This is a genomic window from Rhodococcus rhodochrous, from assembly GCF_900187265.1.
Lineage (GTDB): Bacteria > Actinomycetota > Actinomycetes > Mycobacteriales > Mycobacteriaceae > Rhodococcus > Rhodococcus rhodochrous.
Window position 1 is genome coordinate 2,642,512 of the sequence record NZ_LT906450.1, and the last position, 23,646, is coordinate 2,666,157.

Consider the following 23,646-nt stretch of genomic DNA (forward strand, 5'->3'; position numbering starts at 1 on the left):
TTCTCAGTCCTCCTGCTTCCGCACCTGGATGCCGGGTACGACGCGTCGTCCGCGCAGGGCGACGGCGCCCAGTTCGCGGCTGCTGCCGGGTTCGAAGCGCTGCGAGGTCCCCGACGGGATGTCCAGGCGGAAGCCCTGCGCGCGTTCGCGGTCGAATTCGAGGGCCGCGTTCGCGTCCGGCAGGTGGATGTGCGAGCCGATCTGGATGGGACGATCACCGGTGTTGAGGAAGACGAGGGTGATGCGCTCGTCGTCGGAGCGGTCCGCGTTGAGGGTGAGGGAGCCCTCGGCGACGCGAATCGCTCCGGGTCCCGAAGTCGGTCCGGATGCCATGTCGGGGCTCCTTTCAGGAAATCGGGTGGTGGATCGTGACGAGCTTGCGTCCGTCCGGGAAAGTGGCCTCGACCTGCACGTCGGTCAGCATCTCGGCGACGCCGTCCATGACCTCGTCGCGGGCGAGGACCTCGCGTCCCTTCACCATGAGGTCGGCGACGTCGGCGCCTTCGCGTGCCCGTTCGATCACCCAGGTGGACAACAGGGCAACGGCTTCGGGATAGTTCAGTCGGACGCCGCGGTCCCGCCGGTCGCGCGCCACCATGCCGGCGACGGCCAGAAGGAGTTTCTCGGTGTCGGCGGGAGTCAGCTGCATATGTCGTTCTTTCGTGCGAGTCGGCGGTCGTGCAATCGATGCCGATCATGCGCGGCTCTTGTTTCGCGGACGTTACCCCCGCGTATCGCGGAGAAATCCGGACGCGTCGACCTCAGAAGTGCTGCCGCACTGCGTGACCCCGGCAACACCGCAGTGGGATGCCGCCATCGCCGTCCCTGGGCGAACAGGCCTACGGCCGTTCCCGATCGATCGGAAACGGCCGTAGGTCAGCGATATTCGAGACGTTCGTCGCTAGGACGGAAGGGGGACCTCCTGATATCCCGCGAGGATCTCGTCGGTGTGTTCCCCGTGCAGCGGCGGCGCCGACCGCAGCGGCGGTCGTACTCCTCCGAAATTGACCGGGAACGCGATCTGTTCGAGAGGTCCGGACGCATGGTCGACGGTGCCGACCATGCCGATCGCGGCGGTGTGCGGGTCGTTGTAGATCTCGTCGAGGTGCCGGATGGGGGAGACCGGCACGCCGTGCTCTTCCAGGACGCGGCACCAGTGCTGCACGGTCCCGGTGGCGAACGCCGCGGTGAGCACCTCGTCGAGTTCGCTGCGATGTGCGATGCGATCACGGTTGCGGAGGAACCGCGGATCGGTCGCGAGTTCCGGCCTTTCCAGTGCCACACACAGCTTCTCCCACAATCCGTCGTTCCCGACCGCGACGACGAAGTAGCCATCACTCGCCGGATATGCCTGGTAGGGAGCGAGATTCGGGTGTGCAGAGCCCAGAGCGTGCGGTCGCTCCTGGGTGGCGAAATAGTTCGTGGCCCAGTTGACGTGCATCGCCAGCTGGCATTCGAACAGCGACGTGGTGACGTACTGGCCGCGACCGGTGCGAGCGCGTTCGACCAGCGCGGCGAGCACCCCGATCACCCCGAACAGTGCCGCACCGAGATCCCCCATCGCGTAGCCGGCCTTCATCGGCGCGCCACCGGGTTCCCCGGTCAGCGACATCAGACCGCCTGCGGCCTGGGCGACCATGTCGTAACCGGCCTGGTCGGCGAGCGGGCCCTCGTCACCGAAGGCCGAGATGTGCAGCACGATCAGGTGCGGGTGCTGTTCGGACAGGGCGCGGTGGTCGAAGATCTTCTGCAGGCCGCTGCCGGGCTTGAAGTTCTCGACCACGACGTCGGTGTCGGCGAGCATCCGGTGCACGATCCGCTGCCCTTCCTCCGACTTCAGGTCGATCGTCACCGACTTCTTGCCGCGGTTGACCGCGAGGTAGTAGGTGGCGTCGTCGCCGACGAAGGGTGGCCCCCACACTCGGGTGGGGTCACCGCCGTCGGGGTGCTCGACTTTGGTGACATCGGCGCCGAGATCGGCGAACGACATGGTCGCGTACGGTCCGGCGAGGATCTTCGACAGGTCGAGGACCTTGATGCCGGCGAGCGGGGCCGGGCCGGTGGGATGCGTGCTCATGAGGGGGCTCCTGTCAGTGCAGTCGGTACCGCATCGGCGGCGGTGCTCGGCGCCGCCGCGGCCGCGACGGAGGGGTCGACGTCGGTGCCGTCGGCGATCGCGGCGAGGTGGTCGAGAGCGACGGCATTCGGCTCACCGGCCAGCCCGTCGAGGTAGGCATGGGCGACGAGCAGCGACCGGTGGCCGAGACCGTGCTCGATGCGGTGCGACGCCAGGTCCACGAGCAGGGTCGCCATCACCGTCCGTGCGAGATCATCGGTGTAGATCGCGCTGCGGGTCTGCGCGTGCGTGTCGTCGCCGGCGAGCAGGTCTTCGCCGCGCGCCTCGAGCGCATCCCATCGATCCCGCAGTGCCGCGGTGATCGGGGCGCACTCCGGATGCGCCGCGTCGAGCAGTGTGCGCTGCGCGTCGGCCAGGACCCGGTGCGCGCCGTTCTTGCGCATCGACCGCAGCACGTCGAGCGCGATGACATTGCTCGAACCCTCCCAGATCGATCCGAGGTGTGAGTCGCGGACGAGGCGGGCGAAAGCCCGGTCCTCGATGTAGCCGCTGCCACCCCGGATCTCCATCGCCTCACCGGTGACGGTACGAGCGCGCTTGCAGATGTAGTGCTTGGCGACGGGCGTGAGGATCCGGACGACACTGCGTGCCTGCTCGTCGCCGTGGTCGGCGCGATCGAGGGTCGCACCGCTGTAGGCGACGAGCGCGAGAGCGGCCTCGGCGTCGAGCAGCAGCGGCAGCAGGGTGGCGCGCATGAGCGGCTGATCGAACAGGGACTTTCCGAAGACCACCCTATCCCTCGTGTGAGCGACGGCGTCGCGCACAGCGCGCCGGATCAGGGCACTCGAGCGCATCGCGTTCGACAGGCGGGAGGTGTTCAGCATCTCCGTCATCTGCCGGAATCCACGGTCGAGGTCGCCGACCTGCAGCGCGTACGCCCCGTGCAGGGTGACCTCGCCGCTGGGCATCGATCGTGTGCCGAGCTTGTCCTTGAGGCGGTCGATCGTGTACGAGTTCCGGCTCCCGTCGGGAAGCCGCTTGGGCAGCATGAACATTCCGACGCCGCGGGTCGAGTTCTCGTCCCCGCCGGGGAACCGGGCGAGGGTGATCACGACGTCGGCGTCCGGGTTGGAGGCGAACCACTTGCGGCCGGTCAATCGCCATGCGGTGCCGTCGAATTCGGCGCGGGTCCCGGTCTTCGCGATATCGGTGCCCGCCTGGGTCTCGGTCATGAACATCGCCCCTGTCAGGGCGGTGGCCGGATCGGTGGAGGTCAGGCCGTCGATCCACGGACCGAACACCTCGGGGTCGCCGAACATCCGCAGGGTGCGTGCGGCGGCATCGGTCATCGACACCGGGCAGGCGAGGCCGAACTCGGCCTGTACGAACAGATACGACGTGAGGTACTTGACGAGATGCGGGGGTGTGTTCGTCCAACCGTGGATCGGACGGTGGGACAGTGCCGAGAGGCCGTATTCGCTGTAGGCGGCACGGCACAGTTCGAGATAGGCGGGGTGGTATTCGATGCGGTCGATCCGTTCGCCGTCGGGGTCGTACTGGTGCAGCACCGGCGGATGGGCGTTCGCGGTGGCCGCGAGCGCGTCGAGACGGCCGGCGGCATCGGCACCCAGATGATCGAGGAGGCGGTCGGTCAGCGGCCGGTCGGAGTCGGAGATCCATCGGTCGAGTACCGCATGCAGGGCCGGGTCGGTGTGGGCGTAGTTCATGGTCGTCCGTTCGTGTCAGGAGGCGTCGGCCGTCGTCCGGGCGGGTGCGGAGCGTGGTTCGTCGGGTTCGGTAATGGCCGGTGAGCGTTTGAGCAGGGCGGTCATGCAGACGAGGGAGAGCAGCACTTACCCGATCCCGAGACCGACGACCGGCCGGATCGAGTCGGTGCGCTCGAGGAGGAACTGGCTCGCCATCGGGATCACTATCACCGGCGCAACCGTGTAAAGTCCAAGACCTAATCGAGCACGATTGTGTAGATCAACCGACAAAATCAAGGTCGGCATGGAACTTCGGCAACTGCAGGCCTTCCTGGCGGTGGCCGAGGAGTTGCATTTCGGACGCGCGGCGGAGCGACTGCACATCGCCCAGTCGCCGCTCAGCCAGACGATCCGCGCCCTCGAACGCGACCTCGGCGCCGAGCTGTTCGCCCGCACCACCCGTTCGGTGCAGCTCACCGCGGCCGGTGAATCGCTGCTCGGGCCCGCACGCGTGATCGCCGCCCAGATCGAGATCGCCCGGACGGTCGTGCGGTCGACGGCCTCGGGTGTCACCGGCGTGGTGAGCGTCGGATTCGGCGGCGCGAGCGGCTACACGGTGATCTCACAGCTGACCCGGCGCCTCGAGGAACGCTGCCCGGGGATCGAGCTGGATCTGCGTCCGCAGACCTACACAGGAGAGGTGCTCGATCTCGTCTCGCAGGGACTGCTCGACATGGGGATCGTCGGCCTTCCGGTGCCCCGGGACGTCGCCACCGTGACGGTGCGCCACGAAGCGCTCATGGTCGCGCTGCCGGCCGATCATCGATTGGCGACGCGGGAGGAACTCGACGCCGCCGACCTGACCGGCGAGCGGTTCGTCGTCTATCCCGCCGCCCACGGGTCGAGCGTGCGGGAGATGACCTTCACGGTGTGCCACTCCGCCGGATTCACCCCCGTGATCGCCCGGGAAGCACCGGACCCCTACAGTCTGCTGGCTCTCGTGGGCGCCGGGGTGGGGGTTGCGGTCGTCGTCGCGTCGACCACCGACATCACCGTGACGGGCGTGCGGTACGTCCCGCTGCGGAACAGTCCGGTGCTGCCGATCGCGCTCGCGTGGCGCCGCGACAACCCGGCCCCGGCGGTCCGGCGGGTGGTGGATGTGCTGCGCGCACACGTGAACTGACCGCTGTCGCAACCTGGTATGTGCCCTCCGGGTCGGTCGGGCGTGTCAAGGTGGGAGGCATCCTCGAAGGGTCCGATGCTCGAACGGAGGAGGTGACCCGACGGTGTCTGCGCCCGCATAGGTCATGCGGGCCGGAAAGTCAACGGTTGACGGATGTCGAGTGCTGCAGGTTACATCTTAGCGGTAAGCCATTGAGGGCTTAAGTAACTGGAACACGAAACCGAGGACCCTATGACACCGGTATCGACCACCATGTCCAGTAGTGCGGAAATGATCAGTGCACGCCTCGAACGACTGCCGATGAGCCGGTGGCACATCAAGGCGCGGGTCGCCGTCGGCGCCGTGACCTTCTTCGACGGCTTCGACCAGCTGATGATCGCGTACTCGCTCCCCGTCCTGATCCCCAAATGGAATCTCACCCCCGCCTCGGTCGCGTGGGTGATCGCCATCGGTGGCATCGGCATGCTCGTCGGCGCCCTCGGCGGCGGTTGGCTCGCCGACCGCATGGGCCGCCTCAACGTCATCATCGTCTCACTCGCGCTCTATGCCGTGATGAGCCTGGGCATGGCATTCACCGACTCGCTGATGCTCTTCCTGGTCTTCCGCTTCGTCCAGGGCATCGGACTCGGAGCCGAGGTCCCCGTCGCCGCGACCTATATCGGCGAGATCACCAAGGCCCACAAACGCGGACGCTTCGTGTTGCTCTACGAGGTGATCTTCCCCATCGGACTCGTCGCCTCCGCGATCGTCTCTGCCTGGGTGGTCCCGCGCTTCGGCTACCAGATCCTGTTCGCCCTCGGCGCCATCCCGATCCTGCTGCTGCCGGCCCTGTTCCGGCTGCCCGAGTCACCCCGCTGGCTCGCAGCCCGCGGCCGCCTCGACGACGCGGACGCCGCGATGCGACGGATCGAGACCGAGATCTCCGGTCGCCACGGTGAACTGCCCGAACCCCGCCCGATCGTCTCCGCCGTCGCCGTCGACACCTCCCGCGGCCGCTTCATCGAGGCGTTCCAAGGTGTGTACCTGCGCCGCACCCTCATGCTCGCCGCGATCTGGGGCAGCGCCTACTTCGTCAACTACGGCATCGCCTCCTGGCTGCCCACCCTCTACCGCACCGTCTTCGAGGTCAGCGTCGACACCGCGCTGCACTACTCGATCTTCACGACCGTCGCCGGTCTCGTCGGCTGCCTGGCCGTCGCGTTCCTCATCGACAATCTCGGCCGTCGCATCTGCATCACGTCGTCGATGGTTCTGTGCGCGGCGCTGCTGTTCCTGCTCGCCGGTACCGGCACCGGTTCGGCCGTGACGGTGCTGCTGTGGTCGGCCGGCGCGGCACTGTTCGTCTTCGCCGTGAACATGGCCCTGTACGTCTACACCGCCGAGCTGTACCCGACCCGGATGCGCGCCATCGGTTGCGCGATCGGCGGCGCCGCTGGCCGCCTCGGCATCATCGTCGGCCCGCTCGTCCTGGGCGGCATCCTCGACGCCGGCGGCACCCTGACCCTGGTCTTCGGGCTGTTCGGACTCGTCGCCCTCATCGGCGCGATCGTCGTGGGCCTGTTCGCGACCGAAACCCGTGAGAAGACCCTCGAGGAGATCTCCCAGTGACCACCGCACTCCACCCCGCCCTCACGGACACCGATCTCGACTTCGTGCCCGTCCCCGACGAGATGCTCGTCGCCGGTACCTGGCGCCGTGCTACCGGCCCGGCCTTCGAGGTCACCGACCCCGCCACCGGCCGCGTCCTGCAGACCGTGCACCAGGCCGTCGCCGCCGACGTCGACGACGCCGTCGCGGCCGGGAAGGCCGCCTCCGAGGGTCCGGCCTGGCGCGGACTGCTTCCGCACCAGCGCGCCCGCTACCTGCACCGCATCGCCGACGGCATCGAGGAGAACTCCGCGCGACTGGCACTGTTGCAGAGCTACAACACCGGCAAGACGCTCGCCGAGACCACCGCCCTCGTCGGCAGTGCGGCGGGAACCTTCCGGTACTTCGCGGCGGTCCTCGAATCCGGCGATGACGACCTGACCGTGCCGCGCGGCAATTACCTGTCGATGAGCGTGCACGAACCGATCGGCGTGATCGGCGCGATCGCGCCCTGGAACTCACCGGTCGCGAGCGACGCGCAGAAGATCGCACCCGCTCTCGCCGCAGGTAACGCCGTCGTCCTCAAACCGGCCGAGTGGACGCCGCTCGTGTCGCTTGCGCTGGGACGGATCATCGACGACAGCGGTCTGCCCGCCGGATTGTTGTCGGTGCTGCCCGGCAAGGGCTCGATCGTCGGCGATGCGATCGTGCAGCATCCGGGCATCGGCAAGGTCACCTTCACCGGTGGCACGCGCACCGGTCGCACGATCGCCCATGCCGCGGCCGAGAAGCTCATGCCCGTATCGCTCGAACTCGGGGGCAAGTCGCCGACGATCGTGCTGGACGACGCCGACATCGAGCAGGCCGTCGCGGGTGTGATGTACGGGATCTTCTCGTCGAGCGGGCAGAGTTGCATCGCCGGTTCGCGCCTGTTCGTCGACCGGTCGCTGTACGAACCGTTCGTCGCGCGGCTCGTCGAACGAACCCGCGCCCTGCGCATCGGCAACGGCCGCGATCCGCGCACTCAGGTCGGCCCGCTCGTGCACCACGCCCATCGCGACTCGGTCGCCTCGTACGTCGACCTGGCCCGCCGCGAAGGCGGACGCGTCCTGTGCGGGGGAGCAGCACCCGACGATCCCACCCTGGCGGACGGTGCCTACTACCTCCCGACGATCGTGGACGGGTTGAGCAACGACGCCCGCGTGTGCCGCGAGGAGATCTTCGGCCCGGTGCTCGTGGTCCTGCCGTTCGACGGGGTGGACGATCTCGTCGCGCAGGCCAACGATTCGGTGTTCGGTCTGGCCGCCGGGATCTGGACCCGCGACTACCGCCGTGCGTGGCGGCTCGCGCGGCGCCTCGACACCGGCACGGTCTGGATCAACACCTACAAGCGGTTCAGCATCTCCACCCCCTTCGGTGGGGTGAAGGAGAGCGGTCTCGGTGTCGAGAAGGGCCGCGACGGCATCGCCGCTTATTCGCGGTGCAAGAGCGTGTATTTCGGTCTCGACGACGGCCCCGACGCCTGGGCGGACTGATCCCCGGCCACCCGGCCGGAATCGCCTCTGTACACCCAAATATCTTAGCGCTAAGATAGTGACTTGTAAGACATTGGAGGGATCGTCATGAACGAACCGATCGCCCGACTGCGGCGTCTACGCTCCGTCGAGCTCCGCACTCACGCCGCCGCCGAATCCACCGACTTCTACTCCCAGGTCTGGGGTTTGCGCGTCGTCGAACAGGGCCGCGAAGGAGCCTGGTTGCGCGGTACCGGCGACCAGCACCACGCCCTGCAGCTCACCCAGGCCGAACGGAACGGGCTGGGCCGCATCAGCTTCGCCGTCTCCACTCCCGCCGAGGTCGATGAGGCCGCACGACGCGTCGCCGCCCGCGGAATCCCCGTCGTCTTCGGCCCCGGACCTCTGGACGACGTCGGTGGGGGATACGGACTGCGGATCGTCGACCCCGAGGGCCGCGTCCTCGAGCTCGTCGCCGACACCCTCGCCGTCCCCGCCCTCGGCCGCGAGGATGCCGTTCCGGTCGGGGTCACCCACGTCGTGCTCAACACCGTCGGCATCGACGCTGCCGTCCGCTTCTACTGCGACGTGCTCGGTATGCGGGTCTCCGACTGGTCCGAACACCAGATGGCGTTCCTGCGCTGCAACTCCGATCACCACAGCATCGCCTTCAACCAGGCGCAGTGGACCTCGGTCAACCACGTCGCCTACGAGATGCCGACCGTGGATCACTTCATGCGCGGCATCGGCCGGCTGCGCCACCACGGCCAGCTGCCCCTGTGGGGGCCGGGCAAGCACGGTCCCGGTGACAACACCTTCTCCTATTTCGCCGATCCCGCCGGCCTGGTGTGCGAGTACACTTCCGGCATCGCGCAGGTCGACGAGGATCGCTGGCTGTGCCGGGTGTGGCGCCGGGTCCCGGAACTGTCCGACCTCTGGGGCACCGCCGGACCGCCGTCCCGTCAGGTGCGTGAGCACATGGCCGGCATTCCCGACCCCGGAGCCTTCGAACGCTACGACCTCGAGCGGGCGTCATGATCCACGTCGCCGACTACGGCACCGGACCGGCCGTGCTGATGCTGCACGGCATCGGCGGCAGCTCCGACAGCTTCGCCCCGCAGTTCTCCGGACTCGGTGACTCCCTGCGCATCCTGGCCTGGGACGCGCCCGGTTACGCCCGCAGCGACGATCCCGACCGCCCGTTCGACCTCGACGACTACGCCGACGCCGCGGCCGACGTCATCCGCGCACACTGCGGCGACGACGGCGCCCACGTCCTCGGCATGTCGTGGGGAGGCGTCGTCGCGACCCGCCTGGCCCTGCGCCACCCGGGCCTCGTGCGCAGCCTGATCCTCGGAGACTCCACCGTAGGCTCGGGTACCGACGCCGACACCGCCTCGGCGATGCGGTCACGGGCCGCCGACCTCGCAGCGAACGGCCCCGCCGACTTCGCTGCCCGGCGCGCACCGCGACTGCTCTCACGCGAGGCACCCGCCGACCTCGTCGACCGCACGACGGACATCATGGCCGGCTCGATCCGGCTACCCGGCTACGGCCACGCCGCCGAGTCGATGGCCGCGACAGACCACACCGGCGCCCTCGCCAACATCGACGTCCCCACTCTCGTGTTGTGTGGGGACGCCGACACCGTCACGGGTGTCCCCGCGAGTCAGGTACTCGCCGGCGGCATCCCCGGCGCGGTCTTCGTGACCCTCCGCGGCGCCGGGCACCTCGCCAACCAGGAACGTCCCGACGCCTTCAACGCGTGGACCGAATCCTTCGTCCACATCACCGAACGCCTGCGCGAACACACTCCCGCGCACGTCTGACCCACTCGCATCTACTCCGGAACGGAGCATCACCATGGCACTCGACTACACCACCTCGGACCTGAAGGAATTCACCGACTCGCTCATCCTCACCCGCGGCACCCGCCACGAGGACTGGGACACCCTCGGATTCCAGGCCAAGGCCGGCGACCGGTTCCGCCGCGCCCAGATCCGCTACGTCGGTTCCGGCGCCACCGGCAACCACGAGAACGACAACCGCACCATCCCGTCGCGCGGCTTCACCTTCTCCAACATGCTGCTGCCCGCCGGTGCCGAAGGCCCCGAGCACACCCACCACGACGCCGAGGAAGCGTTCTTCGTCCTCGAAGGCGAGGTCGAGGTCGGCATCCACCGCGACGGCGCCGTCGAGAAGCGCACACTCGGGTACCGCGACATGATCGTCGTTCCTGCCGGTGTGCCGCGCAGCCTCAAGAACACCGGCACCACCGACGCCCTGTTCTGCGTCATCATCGGCACGCAGAAGCCGCAGGTCCCGACCTACCCGGAGACCTCCGCCGTCTTCGGCATCTCCCGGGACTGAGCGTGGGCACCCTCGACGACCGCACGATCGTCGTCACCGGAGCGGCGCGCGGCCTCGGACTGGCCATCGCGCGCCGCCTCGGCGACGCCGGCGCCGCGGTCTGGATTGCCGACATCAACCCGCACGGTGAGGACGCCGCCGCGAAACTGCGCGCCGACGGCATCGCCGCGCGGTTCGTACACGTCGACCTCGCCGACGCCGACTCCGTCGATGCCTTCGCCGCGCAGGTCACCGCCGACGGACCGATCTACGGACTGGTCAACAACGCCGCGCTCGCCGACGGCGTCGGCGGCAAGGCCGTGCACGAGCTGGCTGTCGAGGACTGGGACCGGGTGCTCAACGTGAACCTGCGGGGCACCTTCCTCGTCAGCCGCGCCCTCGTCCCGTCGATCCTCGATTACGCCGAGCAGCACGGCACCGGCCGGGTCGTCGCCATCGGTTCCGACGCCGCGCTGTACGGATCGCCGCGCCTGACGCACTACATCGCCTCCAAGGGCGGAGTGTCGGCGCTGACCCGCACGATGGCCCGCGACCTCGGCCCGTATGGGGTCACCGTCAACACCGTCTCGCCCGGCCTGACGGAAAGTGAATCGGCACAGTTCGTTCCGCAACACCGGCACGATCTGTACCGGCTGAACCGGGCGTTGACCCGGCCGCAGCAACCCGCCGATCTCGTCGGCGCCGTCGCCTTCCTCATGGGTGACGAGGCGTCGTACATCACCGGGCAGGAACTGGTCGTCGACGGCGGCTTCGTCCTGCACTGACTCTTCGAGTCCTGCACTGATCTCACGGAAGGACCGGGTCGTGGACCTGCTTCTGAACAACCGCACCTGTCTCGTCACCGGCGGCAGCTCCGGCATCGGCCTTGCGACCGTCGCCATGTTGCTCGCGGAAGGTGCCAACGTCGTCACCTGCGCCCGCGACCTCGATCGACTGAACACTGCGCTGGACGCGTTGCCCGGCCGCGACCGGGCGCACGCCGCAGCCTGCGACGTCCGCGACCCCGCCGCGGTGGCTGCTCTCGTCCAGGGCGGATACGAGCGGTTCGGCGGACTCGACGGCCTGGTCAACAACGCCGGCAACTCGCGGATGAAGGCCCGCGCCGAGACCACCCTCGACGACTGGCGCGACGAGTTCGACCTGAAGTTCTCGAGCGTGCTCAACACCGTCGACGCAGCGCTCCCGCTGCTGCGGAAATCGGATGCGGCGTCGATCGTCAACATCTCCGCGGTGCTCGCGCGTCAGCCCGAGACCAAGCTGGTCACTACCAGCGCCGCACGGGCCGGACTGCTCAATCTGAGCAAGTCGCTGTCGCTGGAACTGGCCCGCGACGGGATCCGCGTCAACTCGGTCGCCCTCGGTCTCGTCGACACCGGCCAGTGGCGTCACCGCTACGAGAACTCCGGCTACACCGGAGGTTTCGACGAGTGGGAGGCCGAGATCGCCGCCGACCGCGGTATCGGGCTCGGACGCTTCGGCACCGCCGACGAGGTGGCCTTCCACATCGTCGGCCTGCTCTCACCCCGCTCGTCGTACGTGACGGGCACCAGCATCGACGTGTGCGGCGGTGTCGCGCGCTATGTCTGAAAGGAATGTCATGACCGCACGCTCGGGTAACGGTGGGGATCTGCTGGTCCAGGTGCTGCGCGAGGCCGGTGTCGACACCGTCTTCGGCATCGTCAGCGTGCACAACCAGCCGCTGGTGGAAGCGGTGAGCCGGCAACTGCGGTTCGTGCCCGTGCGACACGAGGCGACCGCCGTCAACGCCGCCGACGGATACGCCCGTGCCACCGGAGGACTCGGCTGTGCCCTCACGAGCACCGGCACGGGGGCCGGCAACGCCGCCGGATCCCTCATCGAATCCCTCAGTGCCGGAACGCCGGTGCTCCATGTGACGGGACAGATCGAGTCGCGCTTCCTCGGCTCGGGACGCGGGTTCATCCACGAGACGAAGGACCAGCTCGGCATGCTCGAGGCGGTCTCGGCGCACGCCGCGACGATCCTCGACACCGGCAGCGCCGGAAAAGTACTGCGCGAAGCCGTCGCCCACGCGTTGTCGACACCGGGCGGACCGGCCAGCATCGAATGGCCGATCGACCTGCAGTACGCCGACGACTACACCCTCGAACCGGCACCGGTCACGCTCGGGACGCCGCGCAACGCGGACCGCACCCAGGTGGAGGCGGCGCTCGCTGCGATCGCGCAGGCCCGGCGACCGGTGATCTGGGCGGGTGGCGGGTCAGCGCGGGCAGGGGACGCGCTGACCGCCCTCGTCGACCGCTGGGGTGTGCCGCTGCTGACCAGTAACTCCGGTCGCGGCGCCGTGCCGGAGAGCCACCCGCTGTGCATCGGCAATTACGGCTCGTCGCCGCTCGGCCGGGCGCTGCTCGCCGACGCCGACCTCGTGGTCTCGCTGGGCACCCACTTCCGTTCCAACGAGACCGGCGACTATTCGATCCCGATGCCCCCGCGGCACGTGCAGGTGGACCTGGATCCGGCCGCGCCCGGCCGTGTGTTCGCCGCGGATCTGCCGGTCGTCGGCGAGGTCGGTGAATTCCTCTCGGCGGTACTGGGACTCGATGGACTCGGCGATGCCGTCGAGGCAGCGTGGACGGAACGCGCCTGCGAGACCCGGCAGCGTGTACGGGAGAACCAGCGCCACGGACTCGGTGACCACGCGGTCTTGTGCGATGCGGTGCGCGCCGTGCTGCCCGACGATGCCGTCATCGCCCGGGACGTGACGATCGCGTCGAGTTCGTGGGGCAACCGACTCCTGCCCGTCTACGACCCGCGCAGCAACATCTTCCCGCGCGGCGGCGGCATCGGGCAGGGCCTCGGCATGGCGATCGGCGCGGCCCTGGCCGACGAGACCCGGCCGACCCTGGCGCTCGTCGGGGACGGGGGACTGGCGGTGCACCTCGGTGAGGTCCTGACGATGGCGCAGGAGAAGCCGTGGCTGGTGCTCCTCGTGTGCAATGACGGCGGTTACGGCGTACTGCGCAACATGCAGACCGGCTCGGGGCAACGGCCCTACGCCGTCGACCTGACCACCCCGGACTTCGCGCTGCTCGCGCGGGCGATCGGGGTCGAGTACCGGCGCATCGGATCGGCGGGGGAGGCGCACCCGGTGCTCGAGGGTGCGGTGTCGCTGCAGGCCCCGGCGATCGTCGAGGTCGACCTGGCCTCGTACGGGGAGATGCCGGCGCCGTTCACGCCACCGGTGACGGTCCCGGGCACGTAGACGAGCTGAAAAAAAGAAATCTCGCTCGACTGTGGCGCGCGTAACATATTAGCGCTAAGATACTAAGCACTGAATCAATTACTCGGAGGGTGATCATGGCTGCTGAGACCGTCGACCTCATGGTCCGTCAGATGCGGGTCGAATCCACCGGAGTCCTCTCGCTCCGACTGGAGCGACCCGACGGAGCGGCCGTGGACCACTGGACCCCCGGCGCCCACCTCGACCTGCACCTCGGCGGTGGTCACATCCGGCAGTACTCCCTGTGCGGCGACCCCGACGACAAGACCGGCTACCGCGTCGCCGTACTGCACGAGAAGGCCGGCCGCGGCGGATCCCGTCGTGTCCACGAAATCATCCGCCCGGGCGACGTCGTCACCGTCAGCGCCCCGCGCAACAACTTCGAGCTGCTGCCCTCGCCGCGCTACGTCTTCCTCGCCGGCGGCATCGGCATCACCCCCATCCTCGCGATGGTCCGCGAAGCCGACCGCGCCGGTGTCGACTGGGAGCTGCACTACGGCGGCCGCTCGAAGGAGACGATGGCCTTCCTCGACGAACTCGCGCCCTACGGCGACCGGGTGCACCTCGTCGCCGAGGACGCCGACGGAATGCTCGACCTGCCATCGATCCTCGGCGATTCCCGGCCCGACACCCTCGTCTACGCCTGCGGGCCCGAAGGGTTGCTCACCGCCGTCGAGTCTTTCGCCGACCGCTGGCCGGCCGAGGCCATCCGGCTCGAACGGTTCAAGGCCAGGGAACGCGAGGCCGACGCTGCTGCCGACGCGTCGTTCACGGTGGTGTGCGAACGCTCCGGAATCTCCGCCACCGTCGCACCCGAGAAGACCGTCCTCGACACCCTCGAGGAAGCCGGTGTGGACGTACCGAACTCGTGCCGCGAAGGAATCTGCGGCACGTGCGAGACCCGCGTCCTGTGTGGGACTCCCGACCACCGCGACTCCCTGCTCTCGGCCGCCGAACAGGAGTCCGGCGCCACCATGATGATCTGTGTCTCCCGCGCCCGCTCCACCGAGCTGGTGCTGGATCTGTAGAAAGGACCTCCCGATGGATCGGTACCTGGTGATCAATCAGGCCCGCACGGCCGACCCCACCCCCTACGAGATCAAACTCGCCAAGGCCATCGAAGCCGTCTTCGGATCCGGCGTCCACGACCTCGACGGACTCGTCCGCGGACTCAACGCCTCCGGTATCCACGCGCCCGACGCGCAGGAATGGACCGCCCAATCGTTCACCGCCGAGATGCGCCGGATCGGAGCCTGACCATGGTCAATCGACTGCACCGCAACCTGACCGCCGACGAGATCTTCGCGACCGGCATGCGCAACCAGTGGCACGCCGTGTGCCCTTCGGACTTCGTGGAACGCGGCAGCATCCGCAAGCTGCGCCGGCTGGGGGAGGACTGGGTCCTCTACCGTGGCTCCGACGACACCGTCCGCATGCTCGCAGACCGCTGCCCGCACCGCGGCGCACCGCTCTCGCAGGGTGTGCACCTCGGCGACCGCATCGCCTGCAAATACCACGGCGTCGAGGTCGACGGCACCGGCACCGTCGCGAAGGTTCCGGGTATGCCCGGCTGCAACCTCGAAGGCAAGAAGCTGGTGACTTCCCTGCCCGTGCGCGAGGTGGGCGGCGCGATCCTCGCGTGGTTCGGCACCGACCCCGACGTCGAACCCGCACCGCTGGATCTTCCGGACCCGCTTGTGGACGAGGATGTCTCGGCCTTCCTCTGCTACGCCGAATGGGAAGCACCGTGGCGGTTCGCCCTCGAGAACCTCCTCGACCCCATGCACGGTGCGTTCCTGCACCACGAATCGCACTCGATGTTCGGCGGCGAGACCTCCGCGCGGTTCCGTATCCGCGAGACCGATCGCGGATTCTTCTTCGAGAAGACCGATCAGCGCGGCGTCAACTTCGACTGGGTCGAGTACTGCCGCACCGGCGTCGACTGGGTGGACCTCGAGATCCCGTATCCGCCCACGGCCGGCCCGGGCGGACCGTTCGGGATCGTCGGCATGGGCACCCCCATCGACGCCGAGACCACAGCGGTGTTCTTCTGGCGTTACCGCCGGGTGCAGGGCTGGGAACGCGACGTGTGGCGGTTCCTGTACCGCACGGTGCTCGAGGAACGTCACTGGGAGGTCCTCGAACAGGACCGCATCATGCTCGAGGGCATGGCCCCCGACGCAGATCAGGCCGAGAACCTCTACCAGCACGACCTCGGGGTGATGCGCCTGCGTCGCCTGTACCGTTCCCGCGCCGACGAACTCGCCAAGGAGATGGCCGGCTGACGAACGGAAGAGCGGCGGAGACTTCGGTCTCCGCCGCTCTCGCGTATGTGGGGTGTGTGATCCGTCGGCATGCAACGGTATCGACGATCAGTGGTCAGCCACCCTGGTGCCGGACGAGCGAGTGCTCGAGCTTGCGCAGCAACTGCACGAGTTCGGCCTGATCGTTCTTCGGCAGCTCGGCGAGCATGCGCGTCTCGTTCTCGAAGTGTGCGACGGCGATCTCGTCGATGAGTTTCTTTCCGGCAGGTGTGAGTTCGGCGTAGACGATGCGCCGATCCTCTGCGTCGCGTTCACGCCGCACCAGTCCGGCCTTCTCGAGGCGGTCGATGCGCAGTGTGATCCCACCTGTGGTGACCAGTGAACTCTCCGCGAGCTGACCCGAGGTCATGCGGTACGGCTTTCCGGCGCGGCGCAGTGCGGCCAGGACGTCGAACGAGGCCATGTTGATGCCGTACTCGTCGAAGACTCGGCCGATCGCACTCTGATACCGCAGATACGTGCGGTGAAGGCGTCCCAGCACCTCGAGGGGAGTGACGTCCAGTCCGGGCCACTCGCGGGCCCACTGGTCGACGATGTCGTCGACGGCGTCACGGTCGGGAACCCTGTCGCGCCCCACGTGCCCCTCCTCGTGCTGTCGGAAATATCCGGGCTCAGTGGTTGAGTGCCAAGACATCCTTCACGATACGGGCAACGCGGGGGCGTGGGGAGTTCGGGTCTCAGCGCGTCGCCGTGGCGATCGCGTCGATCTCGACGGTCGCACCGTAGGGCAGGGCGCTGACCTCGACGAAGGTGCGGGCCGGTCGCGGCTCGGCGAACAGTCGCTCGAACTGGCGGTTCGCCTCCTCGCGCAGCGACAGGTCGGTGACGTAGTAGGTGAGCTTGGCGACGTCCTCCAGTTTGCCGCCGACCACGGCGAGCCGGTCGGTCATGCGGTCGATCGCGGCGTCGAGGGCTTCGTCGCGTCCGTCGACCGCCACGCCTTCGGAGTCGACGGACAGGGCGCCGGAGACGAAGACGAGATCGCCGGCGACGAAGGCGGGGCTGTAGGGATGGTGGGCGCTGACGGTGGTCAAGGACATCGTGATCACTCCTGGTTTCGGGACACGGTGCCACTTATCTTAGCGCTAAGGTAAGTGTGGTGCCAGGGTCGAATCATCCCTCGAAGGATGCGGTATCGGAATCCGTCGCGGACGTCAGCCCAGTGCGCGGACACCCTTACCGATCAGCATCACGCGACCGCCAGTACAGATGCACCGGCAACTACCGAGTCGCGAGGACCGATCGGGCGCGGTCGAGCACGGTGTTCAGTGCGCGTTCGGCGGCGGCGCGATCGGACGGGTCGACGGCATCCCAGATACCGGACGTCAGCTCCTCGATGCGATGTTCGATCCGCGCCACGGCATCTCGTCCGGATGCGCTGAGCCGGTCGTCGCGGACCAGACCGCGAGCGATCAGGGAATCGACGACCTCCGCAGTGTCCGGTGCGTAGGTGGTGTCGTGGAGCAGCGCGGCGAGAGCCCGCGAACCGTCGGATCGTTCGGCGAGGCGCAGTGCGACCCACTGTGTCTCGACCAGGTCCTCGTCGGCAAGGGCTACGGCCAGCAGAGCGTTGAGGGCCTTCTCGGTGCGGCCGATGAGCTGTGGCCCGAAAGCGATCACGGTTCCTCCAGGAGTGTCGGTGTGCGGACAGCACAGCACCTCGAGTCGACTCGAGGTCAACAGTCGGGACCGATGAGATCGGGGAACTGCTCCGGTCTGTCCGAGTAACGCCCGATCCGCGCCCCCGACGCGGACGGGACCGAATCGCGATCGCGAAGGAGCCGATCATGGGACAGGCACACTACATCACAAGGACCACCGAGGACGTGATCGACCGGTTCGACCGGGCGTTCCGCTGTTCGAAGACCGCACCGACCGTCGCCGCACTGGAAGGTTGAGCGGGCCATGACCACCGTCAGTGCCAACGGGGTCGATCTGGGCGTCGAGTCCTTCGGTGACGCGAACGCACCACTCGTCCTGCTCGTCGGGGGGACGACGATGCTCTCGTGGCCCGACGAACTGTGCGAGCGGCTCGCGGCGGGTGGGCGTCGTGTCGTGCGGTACGACCTGCGGGATTGCGGGGAGTCGACGACGAAGGACCCGGACGTGCCCGGCTACACCCTGCGCGACCTCGCCGACGATGCGGCAGCCCTCGTCGACGCGCTCGGCGGCAGGCCGGCGCATCTCGCGGGCATCGGTGTCGGCGGGATGGTCGCCCAGGTCGCTGCGCTCGACCATCCAGCCGCGTTCCGAGCCCTGACCCTGGTGGGGACGCGTTCGGTCGCACCGGGCCCGTGCGACCGCGACCTTCCCGATCACGACGCAGCGACGATGAAGCGCATGTTCGCACTTCCGATGCCCGAGTGGGCCGATCGCACGGCCGTGGCAGAGTTCGCCGCTGCCCGCGCAGCAGTCCTCGGCGACGATCCGGACGCCGCGCGCGCGGTCGCCGAGCGCATCTGGGACCGCACACCGAACGATCAACCGTCGGCCCACTCCGCTGATCAACTCGGAATGGTCTTCTCCAGGCTCGATTGCACGCCCCGCTGGCGGGAACGCTTGCCCGAGGTCGGCATCCCGGCCCTCGTCGTGCACGGTCGCCGGGATCCGTTCTTCCCCGTCGGCAACGGAGAAGCCATCGCACGCGAGATCCCGGGAGCGCGGTTGCTCGTCCTGGACGATGCCGGCACCGCGGTCCCTGTTGCGGCAGTCGACGTGATCGCCGAGGCGATGCTCGCGCTGGATCGTTAGCTGCTCACGCGGACCAGGACCGCCAGCGCAGCCTGTCGATGGTGATCACCGGTCCCGGTGGTCGTTTCGCCTGGTACTGCGGGTATTTGCGGACGAGTGCGTCGATGCCCGCAATTCCCTCGGCAGTGTCCGCGTCGTGGACCGTGGCGATGCCGTCGATGCGGACCCACCACAGCTGCGACCAGTCGTCGCTGTAGTGGTCGACGAGCACGCACACCCGCGGGTTCTCTGCGATGTCGGCGAGGCGACGTAGGCGCCGGGTGGATTTCGGCTTGTCGTCGACGCAGGTGTGGATCACGTCGCCGTCGAGGGCGAACATGATCGGGACGAGATGCGGCTCGCCGGACCCGTCGGCGGTGGCGAGGCGGGCCACTCGGGCATCGGCGACACTGCGACGGACATCCATGTGCCTCACGGTAACCGGACGGTCAGTGGCGGCCGGGCAGATCGACCTCCGGCACCGTCTTGTCGGTGCGTAGTCCTCGCCAGCTCGGATGCCGGAGGCTTCCGCCTGCGTACTCCCGGTACTCGACCTCTCCGACGAGGATGGGTTCCACCCAGTGGGCTCCGTGGGTCTCCCGAGCCGGCGGCGCAACTGCCAACGGGGTCGTCGGTCGCTCCAAGGGACGCAGCTGCGATCGCAACTCACGTCTGGTCGCAGCGGTGAACCCCGTCCCGACCCGGCCGATGAACACCAACCGTTCCTCGTCGTCGTGGGCGCCGAGCAGCAGTGAACCGATGCCGCCGGCAGCCTTGCCGGATCCGGGGAGCCACCCGACGACGACCACCTCGGTGTTCCGACGCAGCGGCGTCTTGATCCAGCCGTCGCTGCGGGTCCCGGGTAGATACGGTGCGTCCGGGTCCTTGGCGACGATCCCTTCGAGGCCGTGTTCGCGCGCGACCGTGAGCATGGTCGGTGCGTCGACATCGGTCCAGTAGGGCGACAGCTGAACCCGCGGTCCGGGGACGACCAGATCGTCGAGGACGGCCCGGCGCTCCAGATAGGACAACTCCGTCGTGGACTGTCCGTCGAGAGCGAGGACGTCGAACAGGTAGATCAGGACCGGTAGCTCGGCACGTAGCTCCTCGGTGGGGCGGTGGACGTGCATGCGGCGCTGCAACCGGGCGAAGGACGGCCGCCCCTCGGCGTCGAGCGTGACGATCTCGCCGTCGACGATGCAGTCCCGGCCGTCCGTCGCAGTGGTGAGCGGGTGGGGGAGTTCGGGGAAGCTCCGGGTGATGTCGTTGCCGGTGCGGCTGGTCAGCCGGCACTGTCCGTCGGTCACCGTGGCGAGGGTGCGCTGGCCGTCCCATTTCATCTCGAACGCCCAGTTCCCGGTCGGCGGCGGACCGAGGGTCGCCAGCATCGGGGACAGTTCCGTCGTTGTGGAGGGCATGTCCCGAGTCTGCGGTACGGGGCCGGGACGGGACCGGAGAATGCGCGGTCTCGTCCGTCGGTGCGTCCCTCGCGTCCCGACCCGGGCCGTGCGAGGCTGACGTCATGACGCGTGCCGCGACGCAGAACATGACCCTCGTCCCCGGAGGCACGTTCTGGATGGGGTCCGAGGACTTCTATCCGGAGGAGCGACCGGTCCACCAGGTGACGGTCGACGGGTTCTGGATGGACACGCACCCGGTGACCGTCGCCGAGTTCCGGCGCTTCGTGAAGGACACCGGATACGTCACCACCGCGGAAGTCGCGCCGGACCCCGCCGATTATCCGGGCGCCGATCCGTCCCTGCTCGTGCCCGGATCGCTCGTGTTCACGCCTCCGCCAGGGCCGGTACCGCTCGACGATTACACGCGCTGGTGGTCGTTCGTCCCGGGTGCCGACTGGCGCCATCCCGAGGGGCCGGGCAGCACCGTCGGCGGGCGGGAACGGCATCCCGTCACCCACGTCTCGTGGTTCGATGCCCGCGCCTACGCCGAGTGGGCCGGCAAGGAGCTGCCGACGGAGGCGGAATGGGAGTTCGCCGCCCGCGGCGGACTCGACCGCACGGCCTTCACATGGGGGGACGAACACGAACCGAAAGGCCGACCCGGCGGGAACGTCTGGCAGGGCGAGTTCCCGTGGCAGAACCTCGAAACGGACGGATTCGCCGGAACCTCACCTGTCGGACACTTCCGGCCGAACGGATACGGGCTCCACGACATGGCGGGCAACGTGTGGGAGTGGACCGCCGACTACTTCACCGCGAACCATGCTTCGAGCGGTAAGAACGTCGCGCCGGCGTCGTCGTGCTGCATCCCGACGAATCCCCGTGTCGACAAGGCCGAACACGATCCGCGCGAAGCGTATCCGCGCCGCGTCATCAAGGGCGGATCGCACCTGTGCGCCCCGAACTACTGTCTGCGTTACCGACCCGCCGCCCGCCAGGGCGACACCGAGGAGACCGCGACGTGCCATATCGGATTCCGCTGCATCATTCGCCCGTGAGAGGGCAGGTTTCACCCTGGTCAGGGGTGTATGCGGCCCGATACCGGTGGTGTACTGGGAACGGATGGGGTGAAAAGAGGCTTCCACCATGAGCCAGGATCTGCGTCCGAATCCGATCCCGGGCGGAGAAACTCTGCCGTTCCCACCGGTGCCGTCAGGAAGCATCGCAGGACGGACCATGCAGGAATCGGTCTACAGCCCACGCGCACAACACCGTCGCCTTCCCGACGACGCCCCGAACATCCTGGTCGTCCTCATCGACGACGCGGGCCCCGGTCTGCCGAGCGCATTCGGCGGCGAGGTGAGCACACCCACGCTCGACCGCCTGCTCGACGAAGGCATCAGCTACAACCGCTTCCACACCACGGCGATGTGCTCGCCCACCCGCGCATCGTTGTTGACCGGACGCAATCATCACCGCGTCGGAAACGGGCAGATCGCCGAACTCGCCAACGACTGGGACGGATATTCCGGGCACATCCCGAAATCGAGCGCCACCGGGGCCGAGGTGCTGCGCCACTACGGTTACACCACAGCGGCTTTCGGCAAGTGGCACAACACTCCTGCGGAGGAGACCACCGCAGCGGGTCCCTTCGACAACTGGCCCACCGGAGTCGGTTTCGACTACTTCTACGGTTTCCTCGCCGGCGAGGCGTCGCAGTACGAGCCGAATCTCGTCCGCAACACCACCGTCGTCCTGCCCCCGAAGACTCCCGAAGAGGGCTACCACCTCAGTGAGGACCTCGCCGACGACGCGATCGGCTGGTTGCGCCGCCACAAGGCGCTCGATCCGTCCCGGCCGTTCTTCATGTACTGGGCCAGCGGATGCCTGCACGGGCCACACCACATCATGAAGCCGTGGGCCGACCGGTATGCGGGCAAGTTCGACGACGGATGGGACGCCTACCGCGAGCGCGTGTTCGAGCGGGCCAAGGAGAAGGGCTGGATCCCACCGGAGGCCGAACTCACCGAGCGGCACCCCACCATGACGGCCTGGGACGACATCCCCGACGACGAGAAGCCCTTCCAACGACGCCTCATGGAGGTCGCGGCAGGATACGCCGAACACTGCGACGTCCAGGTGGGGCGGCTGTTCGACGAACTCGACCGGCTGGGCTACCGCGACAACACCCTGGTCTTCTACATCTGGGGCGACAACGGGTCGTCCGGTGAAGGCCAGAACGGCACCATCAGCGAACTGCTCGCGCAGAACGGGATCCCCACGACCACCGCCCAACACATCGCGGCCCTCGACGAACTGGGCGGACTCGATGTTCTCGGCTCCCCGAAGACCGACAACATGTACCACGCGGGTTGGGCCTGGGCGGGCAGCACGCCCTACAAGGGCATGAAGCTCCTCGCCTCCCATCTCGGGGGAACCCGCAATCCCATGGTGGTGCGCTGGCCCGTGCGCGTCACGCCCGATCTCACCCCACGGACGCAGTTCCTGCACTGCAACGACCTGGTGCCTACCTTCTACGAGCTGCTGGGCATCGCACCGCCGCGGACCGTCGACGGGATTCCGCAGGATCCGATCGACGGCGCCGGTTTCGCCCGGACCTTCGTGGACCGTGACGCGCCGGCGGGCAAACTCACCCAGTACTTCGAGGTCATGGGCAGCCGAGCGATCTACCACGACGGATGGATGGCGTCGGCCTTCGGTCCCCGCGCACCGTGGCTGCCCGGTCTGCCCGGCGGGATCCGCGATTGGAGCCCGGACGACGACACCTGGGAGCTCTACAACCTCGACGAGGACTGGACGCAGAACCACGACCTCGCCGAGCAGTACCCCGAGAAGTTGGCCCAGATGCGGGAGATCTTCGCGATCGAAGCAGCCAGGAACAACGCTCTTCCCATCGGTGGGGGGCTCTGGGTCGCGGCGATCCATCCGGAACAACGCATCACCACGCCGTACACGAGTTGGGATTTCACCGGCGACGTCACCCGCATGCCCGAATTCTGCGCTCCCGCACTGGGAAACAAGAACAACCGGGTCTGCATCGACGTGACCTTCCCGGAGCGGGCGCACGGCGTCCTCTACGCGCTGGGGGCCAACGGTGGTGGCCTGACGTGCTTCGCGGACGACGGTTACCTCTGCTACGAATACAACCTGTTCATCCTGATGCGGACGAAGATGCGCTCGGAGAGCCGCGTCGCGCCCGGACACCACCTCGTCGAGGTGGTCACCAAGTACGCCGAAGCGCGCCCCGGCGGTCCGTTGAACGTCCGGATCTCCGTCGACGGGCAGTCGGTGGGGGAGACCGTCGTACCGGTCAGTGCGCCGTTGCTGTTCACGGCGAACGACTGCCTGGACATCGGCACCTGCCTGGGTTCACCGGTCTCGCTCGACTACTTCGACCGCGCACCGTTCCCGTTCGACGGGAGCATCGACAGGATGACCGTCGAATACACCTGAACGCAGCTCTTCGAGCGCCTTA

The 23,646-nt window shown here is 68.1% G+C and carries 24 protein-coding genes; 15 read left to right on the forward strand and 9 right to left on the reverse strand.

The features are described from left to right. Nucleotides 1–3: 3 nt before the first annotated feature. The 4 genes from ureB to CKW34_RS12100 form a co-directional block, all read right to left on the reverse strand. On the reverse strand, nt 4–333 hold the full coding sequence (gene ureB, locus CKW34_RS12085; protein WP_059383476.1) for an urease subunit beta: 330 nt from the start codon (nt 331–333) through the stop codon (nt 4–6). Between the two features lie 13 nt (nt 334–346). Then, nucleotides 347–649 carry an urease subunit gamma gene (locus CKW34_RS12090; protein WP_016692255.1) on the reverse strand — a complete coding sequence of 101 codons (303 nt, stop codon included), beginning with the start codon at nt 647–649 and terminating at the stop codon, nt 347–349. Between the two features lie 252 nt (nt 650–901). Beyond that, on the reverse strand, nt 902–2,077 hold the full coding sequence (locus CKW34_RS12095; protein WP_059383475.1) for a CaiB/BaiF CoA transferase family protein: 1,176 nt from the start codon (nt 2,075–2,077) through the stop codon (nt 902–904). After that, entirely contained in the window at nt 2,074–3,804 is a 1,731-nt protein-coding gene (locus CKW34_RS12100) for an acyl-CoA dehydrogenase family protein (RefSeq protein ID WP_059383474.1), read from the reverse strand. Before CKW34_RS12100 ends, CKW34_RS12095 begins: the two co-directional genes overlap by 4 nt. Before the next feature lie 283 nt (nt 3,805–4,087). Here CKW34_RS12100 and CKW34_RS12105 point away from each other — a divergent pair, with 283 nt between their 5' ends. From CKW34_RS12105 to CKW34_RS12160, 12 genes are all read left to right on the forward strand, one after another. Beyond that, the gene (locus CKW34_RS12105) at nt 4,088–4,966 is read left to right on the forward strand and encodes a LysR family transcriptional regulator (RefSeq protein WP_059383473.1); all 879 of its coding nucleotides are present in this window, start codon (nt 4,088–4,090) and stop codon (nt 4,964–4,966) included. Nucleotides 4,967–5,197: 231 nt separating this feature from the next. After that, the gene (locus tag CKW34_RS12110; RefSeq protein WP_059383472.1) at nt 5,198–6,574 is read left to right on the forward strand and encodes an MFS transporter; all 1,377 of its coding nucleotides are present in this window, start codon (nt 5,198–5,200) and stop codon (nt 6,572–6,574) included. Nucleotides 6,575–6,636: 62 nt separating this feature from the next. Then, on the forward strand, nt 6,637–8,088 hold the full coding sequence (locus tag CKW34_RS12115; RefSeq protein ID WP_059383579.1) for an aldehyde dehydrogenase: 1,452 nt from the start codon (nt 6,637–6,639) through the stop codon (nt 8,086–8,088). A gap of 87 nt (nt 8,089–8,175) precedes the next feature. After that, nucleotides 8,176–9,105 (forward strand): VOC family protein, encoded by a 930-nt coding sequence (locus CKW34_RS12120; RefSeq protein ID WP_059383471.1) that lies wholly within the window; start codon nt 8,176–8,178, stop codon nt 9,103–9,105. After that, nucleotides 9,102–9,896 (forward strand): alpha/beta fold hydrolase, encoded by a 795-nt coding sequence (locus CKW34_RS12125; RefSeq protein ID WP_059383470.1) that lies wholly within the window; start codon nt 9,102–9,104, stop codon nt 9,894–9,896. The genes CKW34_RS12120 and CKW34_RS12125 overlap by 4 nt, the downstream gene beginning before the upstream one ends. A gap of 34 nt (nt 9,897–9,930) precedes the next feature. Continuing rightward, nucleotides 9,931–10,437 carry a cupin domain-containing protein gene (locus CKW34_RS12130; RefSeq protein WP_059383469.1) on the forward strand — a complete coding sequence of 169 codons (507 nt, stop codon included), beginning with the start codon at nt 9,931–9,933 and terminating at the stop codon, nt 10,435–10,437. Between the two features lie 2 nt (nt 10,438–10,439). After that, on the forward strand, nt 10,440–11,201 hold the full coding sequence (locus CKW34_RS12135) for a 3-oxoacyl-ACP reductase family protein (protein WP_059383468.1): 762 nt from the start codon (nt 10,440–10,442) through the stop codon (nt 11,199–11,201). A 40-nt stretch (nt 11,202–11,241) separates the two neighbouring features. Then, on the forward strand, nt 11,242–12,024 hold the full coding sequence (locus tag CKW34_RS12140; RefSeq protein ID WP_059383467.1) for an SDR family oxidoreductase: 783 nt from the start codon (nt 11,242–11,244) through the stop codon (nt 12,022–12,024). Then, on the forward strand, nt 12,017–13,678 hold the full coding sequence (locus tag CKW34_RS12145) for a thiamine pyrophosphate-binding protein (protein ID WP_059383466.1): 1,662 nt from the start codon (nt 12,017–12,019) through the stop codon (nt 13,676–13,678). Before CKW34_RS12140 ends, CKW34_RS12145 begins: the two co-directional genes overlap by 8 nt. Before the next feature lie 95 nt (nt 13,679–13,773). Continuing rightward, nucleotides 13,774–14,724 carry a PDR/VanB family oxidoreductase gene (locus tag CKW34_RS12150; protein ID WP_059383578.1) on the forward strand — a complete coding sequence of 317 codons (951 nt, stop codon included), beginning with the start codon at nt 13,774–13,776 and terminating at the stop codon, nt 14,722–14,724. Between the two features lie 13 nt (nt 14,725–14,737). Next, nucleotides 14,738–14,953 carry a recombinase-like helix-turn-helix domain-containing protein gene (locus CKW34_RS12155; RefSeq protein WP_059383465.1) on the forward strand — a complete coding sequence of 72 codons (216 nt, stop codon included), beginning with the start codon at nt 14,738–14,740 and terminating at the stop codon, nt 14,951–14,953. 2 nt (nt 14,954–14,955) lie between these two features. Beyond that, on the forward strand, nt 14,956–15,981 hold the full coding sequence (locus tag CKW34_RS12160) for an aromatic ring-hydroxylating oxygenase subunit alpha (RefSeq protein WP_059383464.1): 1,026 nt from the start codon (nt 14,956–14,958) through the stop codon (nt 15,979–15,981). Nucleotides 15,982–16,075: 94 nt separating this feature from the next. Here the strand turns inward: CKW34_RS12160 and CKW34_RS12165 are convergent, their stop codons facing one another. The 3 genes from CKW34_RS12165 to CKW34_RS12175 form a co-directional block, all read right to left on the reverse strand. Continuing rightward, complete coding sequence (locus tag CKW34_RS12165; protein WP_059383463.1) at nt 16,076–16,597, reverse strand: MarR family winged helix-turn-helix transcriptional regulator; 522 nt, start codon at nt 16,595–16,597, stop codon at nt 16,076–16,078. Between the two features lie 100 nt (nt 16,598–16,697). After that, a complete protein-coding gene (locus tag CKW34_RS12170; RefSeq protein ID WP_059383577.1) occupies nt 16,698–17,060 on the reverse strand; it encodes a RidA family protein in 363 nt (120 codons plus the stop codon). 181 nt (nt 17,061–17,241) lie between these two features. Continuing rightward, nucleotides 17,242–17,640 (reverse strand): hypothetical protein, encoded by a 399-nt coding sequence (locus CKW34_RS12175; protein WP_080968338.1) that lies wholly within the window; start codon nt 17,638–17,640, stop codon nt 17,242–17,244. 285 nt (nt 17,641–17,925) lie between these two features. Between CKW34_RS12175 and CKW34_RS12180 the strand changes: the two genes are divergently transcribed. Further along, nucleotides 17,926–18,771, forward strand: a complete 846-nt coding sequence (locus CKW34_RS12180; protein ID WP_059383462.1) for an alpha/beta fold hydrolase — start codon at nt 17,926–17,928, stop codon at nt 18,769–18,771. Between the two features lie 4 nt (nt 18,772–18,775). Here the strand turns inward: CKW34_RS12180 and CKW34_RS12185 are convergent, their stop codons facing one another. Together CKW34_RS12185 and ligD are read right to left on the reverse strand one after the other, a co-directional pair. Further along, nucleotides 18,776–19,177, reverse strand: a complete 402-nt coding sequence (locus CKW34_RS12185; RefSeq protein ID WP_059383461.1) for a TIGR03668 family PPOX class F420-dependent oxidoreductase — start codon at nt 19,175–19,177, stop codon at nt 18,776–18,778. Nucleotides 19,178–19,199: 22 nt separating this feature from the next. Continuing rightward, complete coding sequence (gene ligD / locus CKW34_RS12190; protein WP_059383460.1) at nt 19,200–20,168, reverse strand: non-homologous end-joining DNA ligase; 969 nt, start codon at nt 20,166–20,168, stop codon at nt 19,200–19,202. Between the two features lie 104 nt (nt 20,169–20,272). Between ligD and CKW34_RS12195 the strand changes: the two genes are divergently transcribed. After that, nucleotides 20,273–21,208, forward strand: a complete 936-nt coding sequence (locus CKW34_RS12195) for a formylglycine-generating enzyme family protein (protein ID WP_059383459.1) — start codon at nt 20,273–20,275, stop codon at nt 21,206–21,208. A gap of 88 nt (nt 21,209–21,296) precedes the next feature. Continuing rightward, nucleotides 21,297–23,624: an arylsulfatase gene (locus CKW34_RS12200; protein WP_059383458.1), complete on the forward strand. Its 2,328-nt coding sequence runs from the start codon at nt 21,297–21,299 to the stop codon at nt 23,622–23,624. The last annotated feature ends 22 nt before the right edge of the window (nt 23,625–23,646 follow it).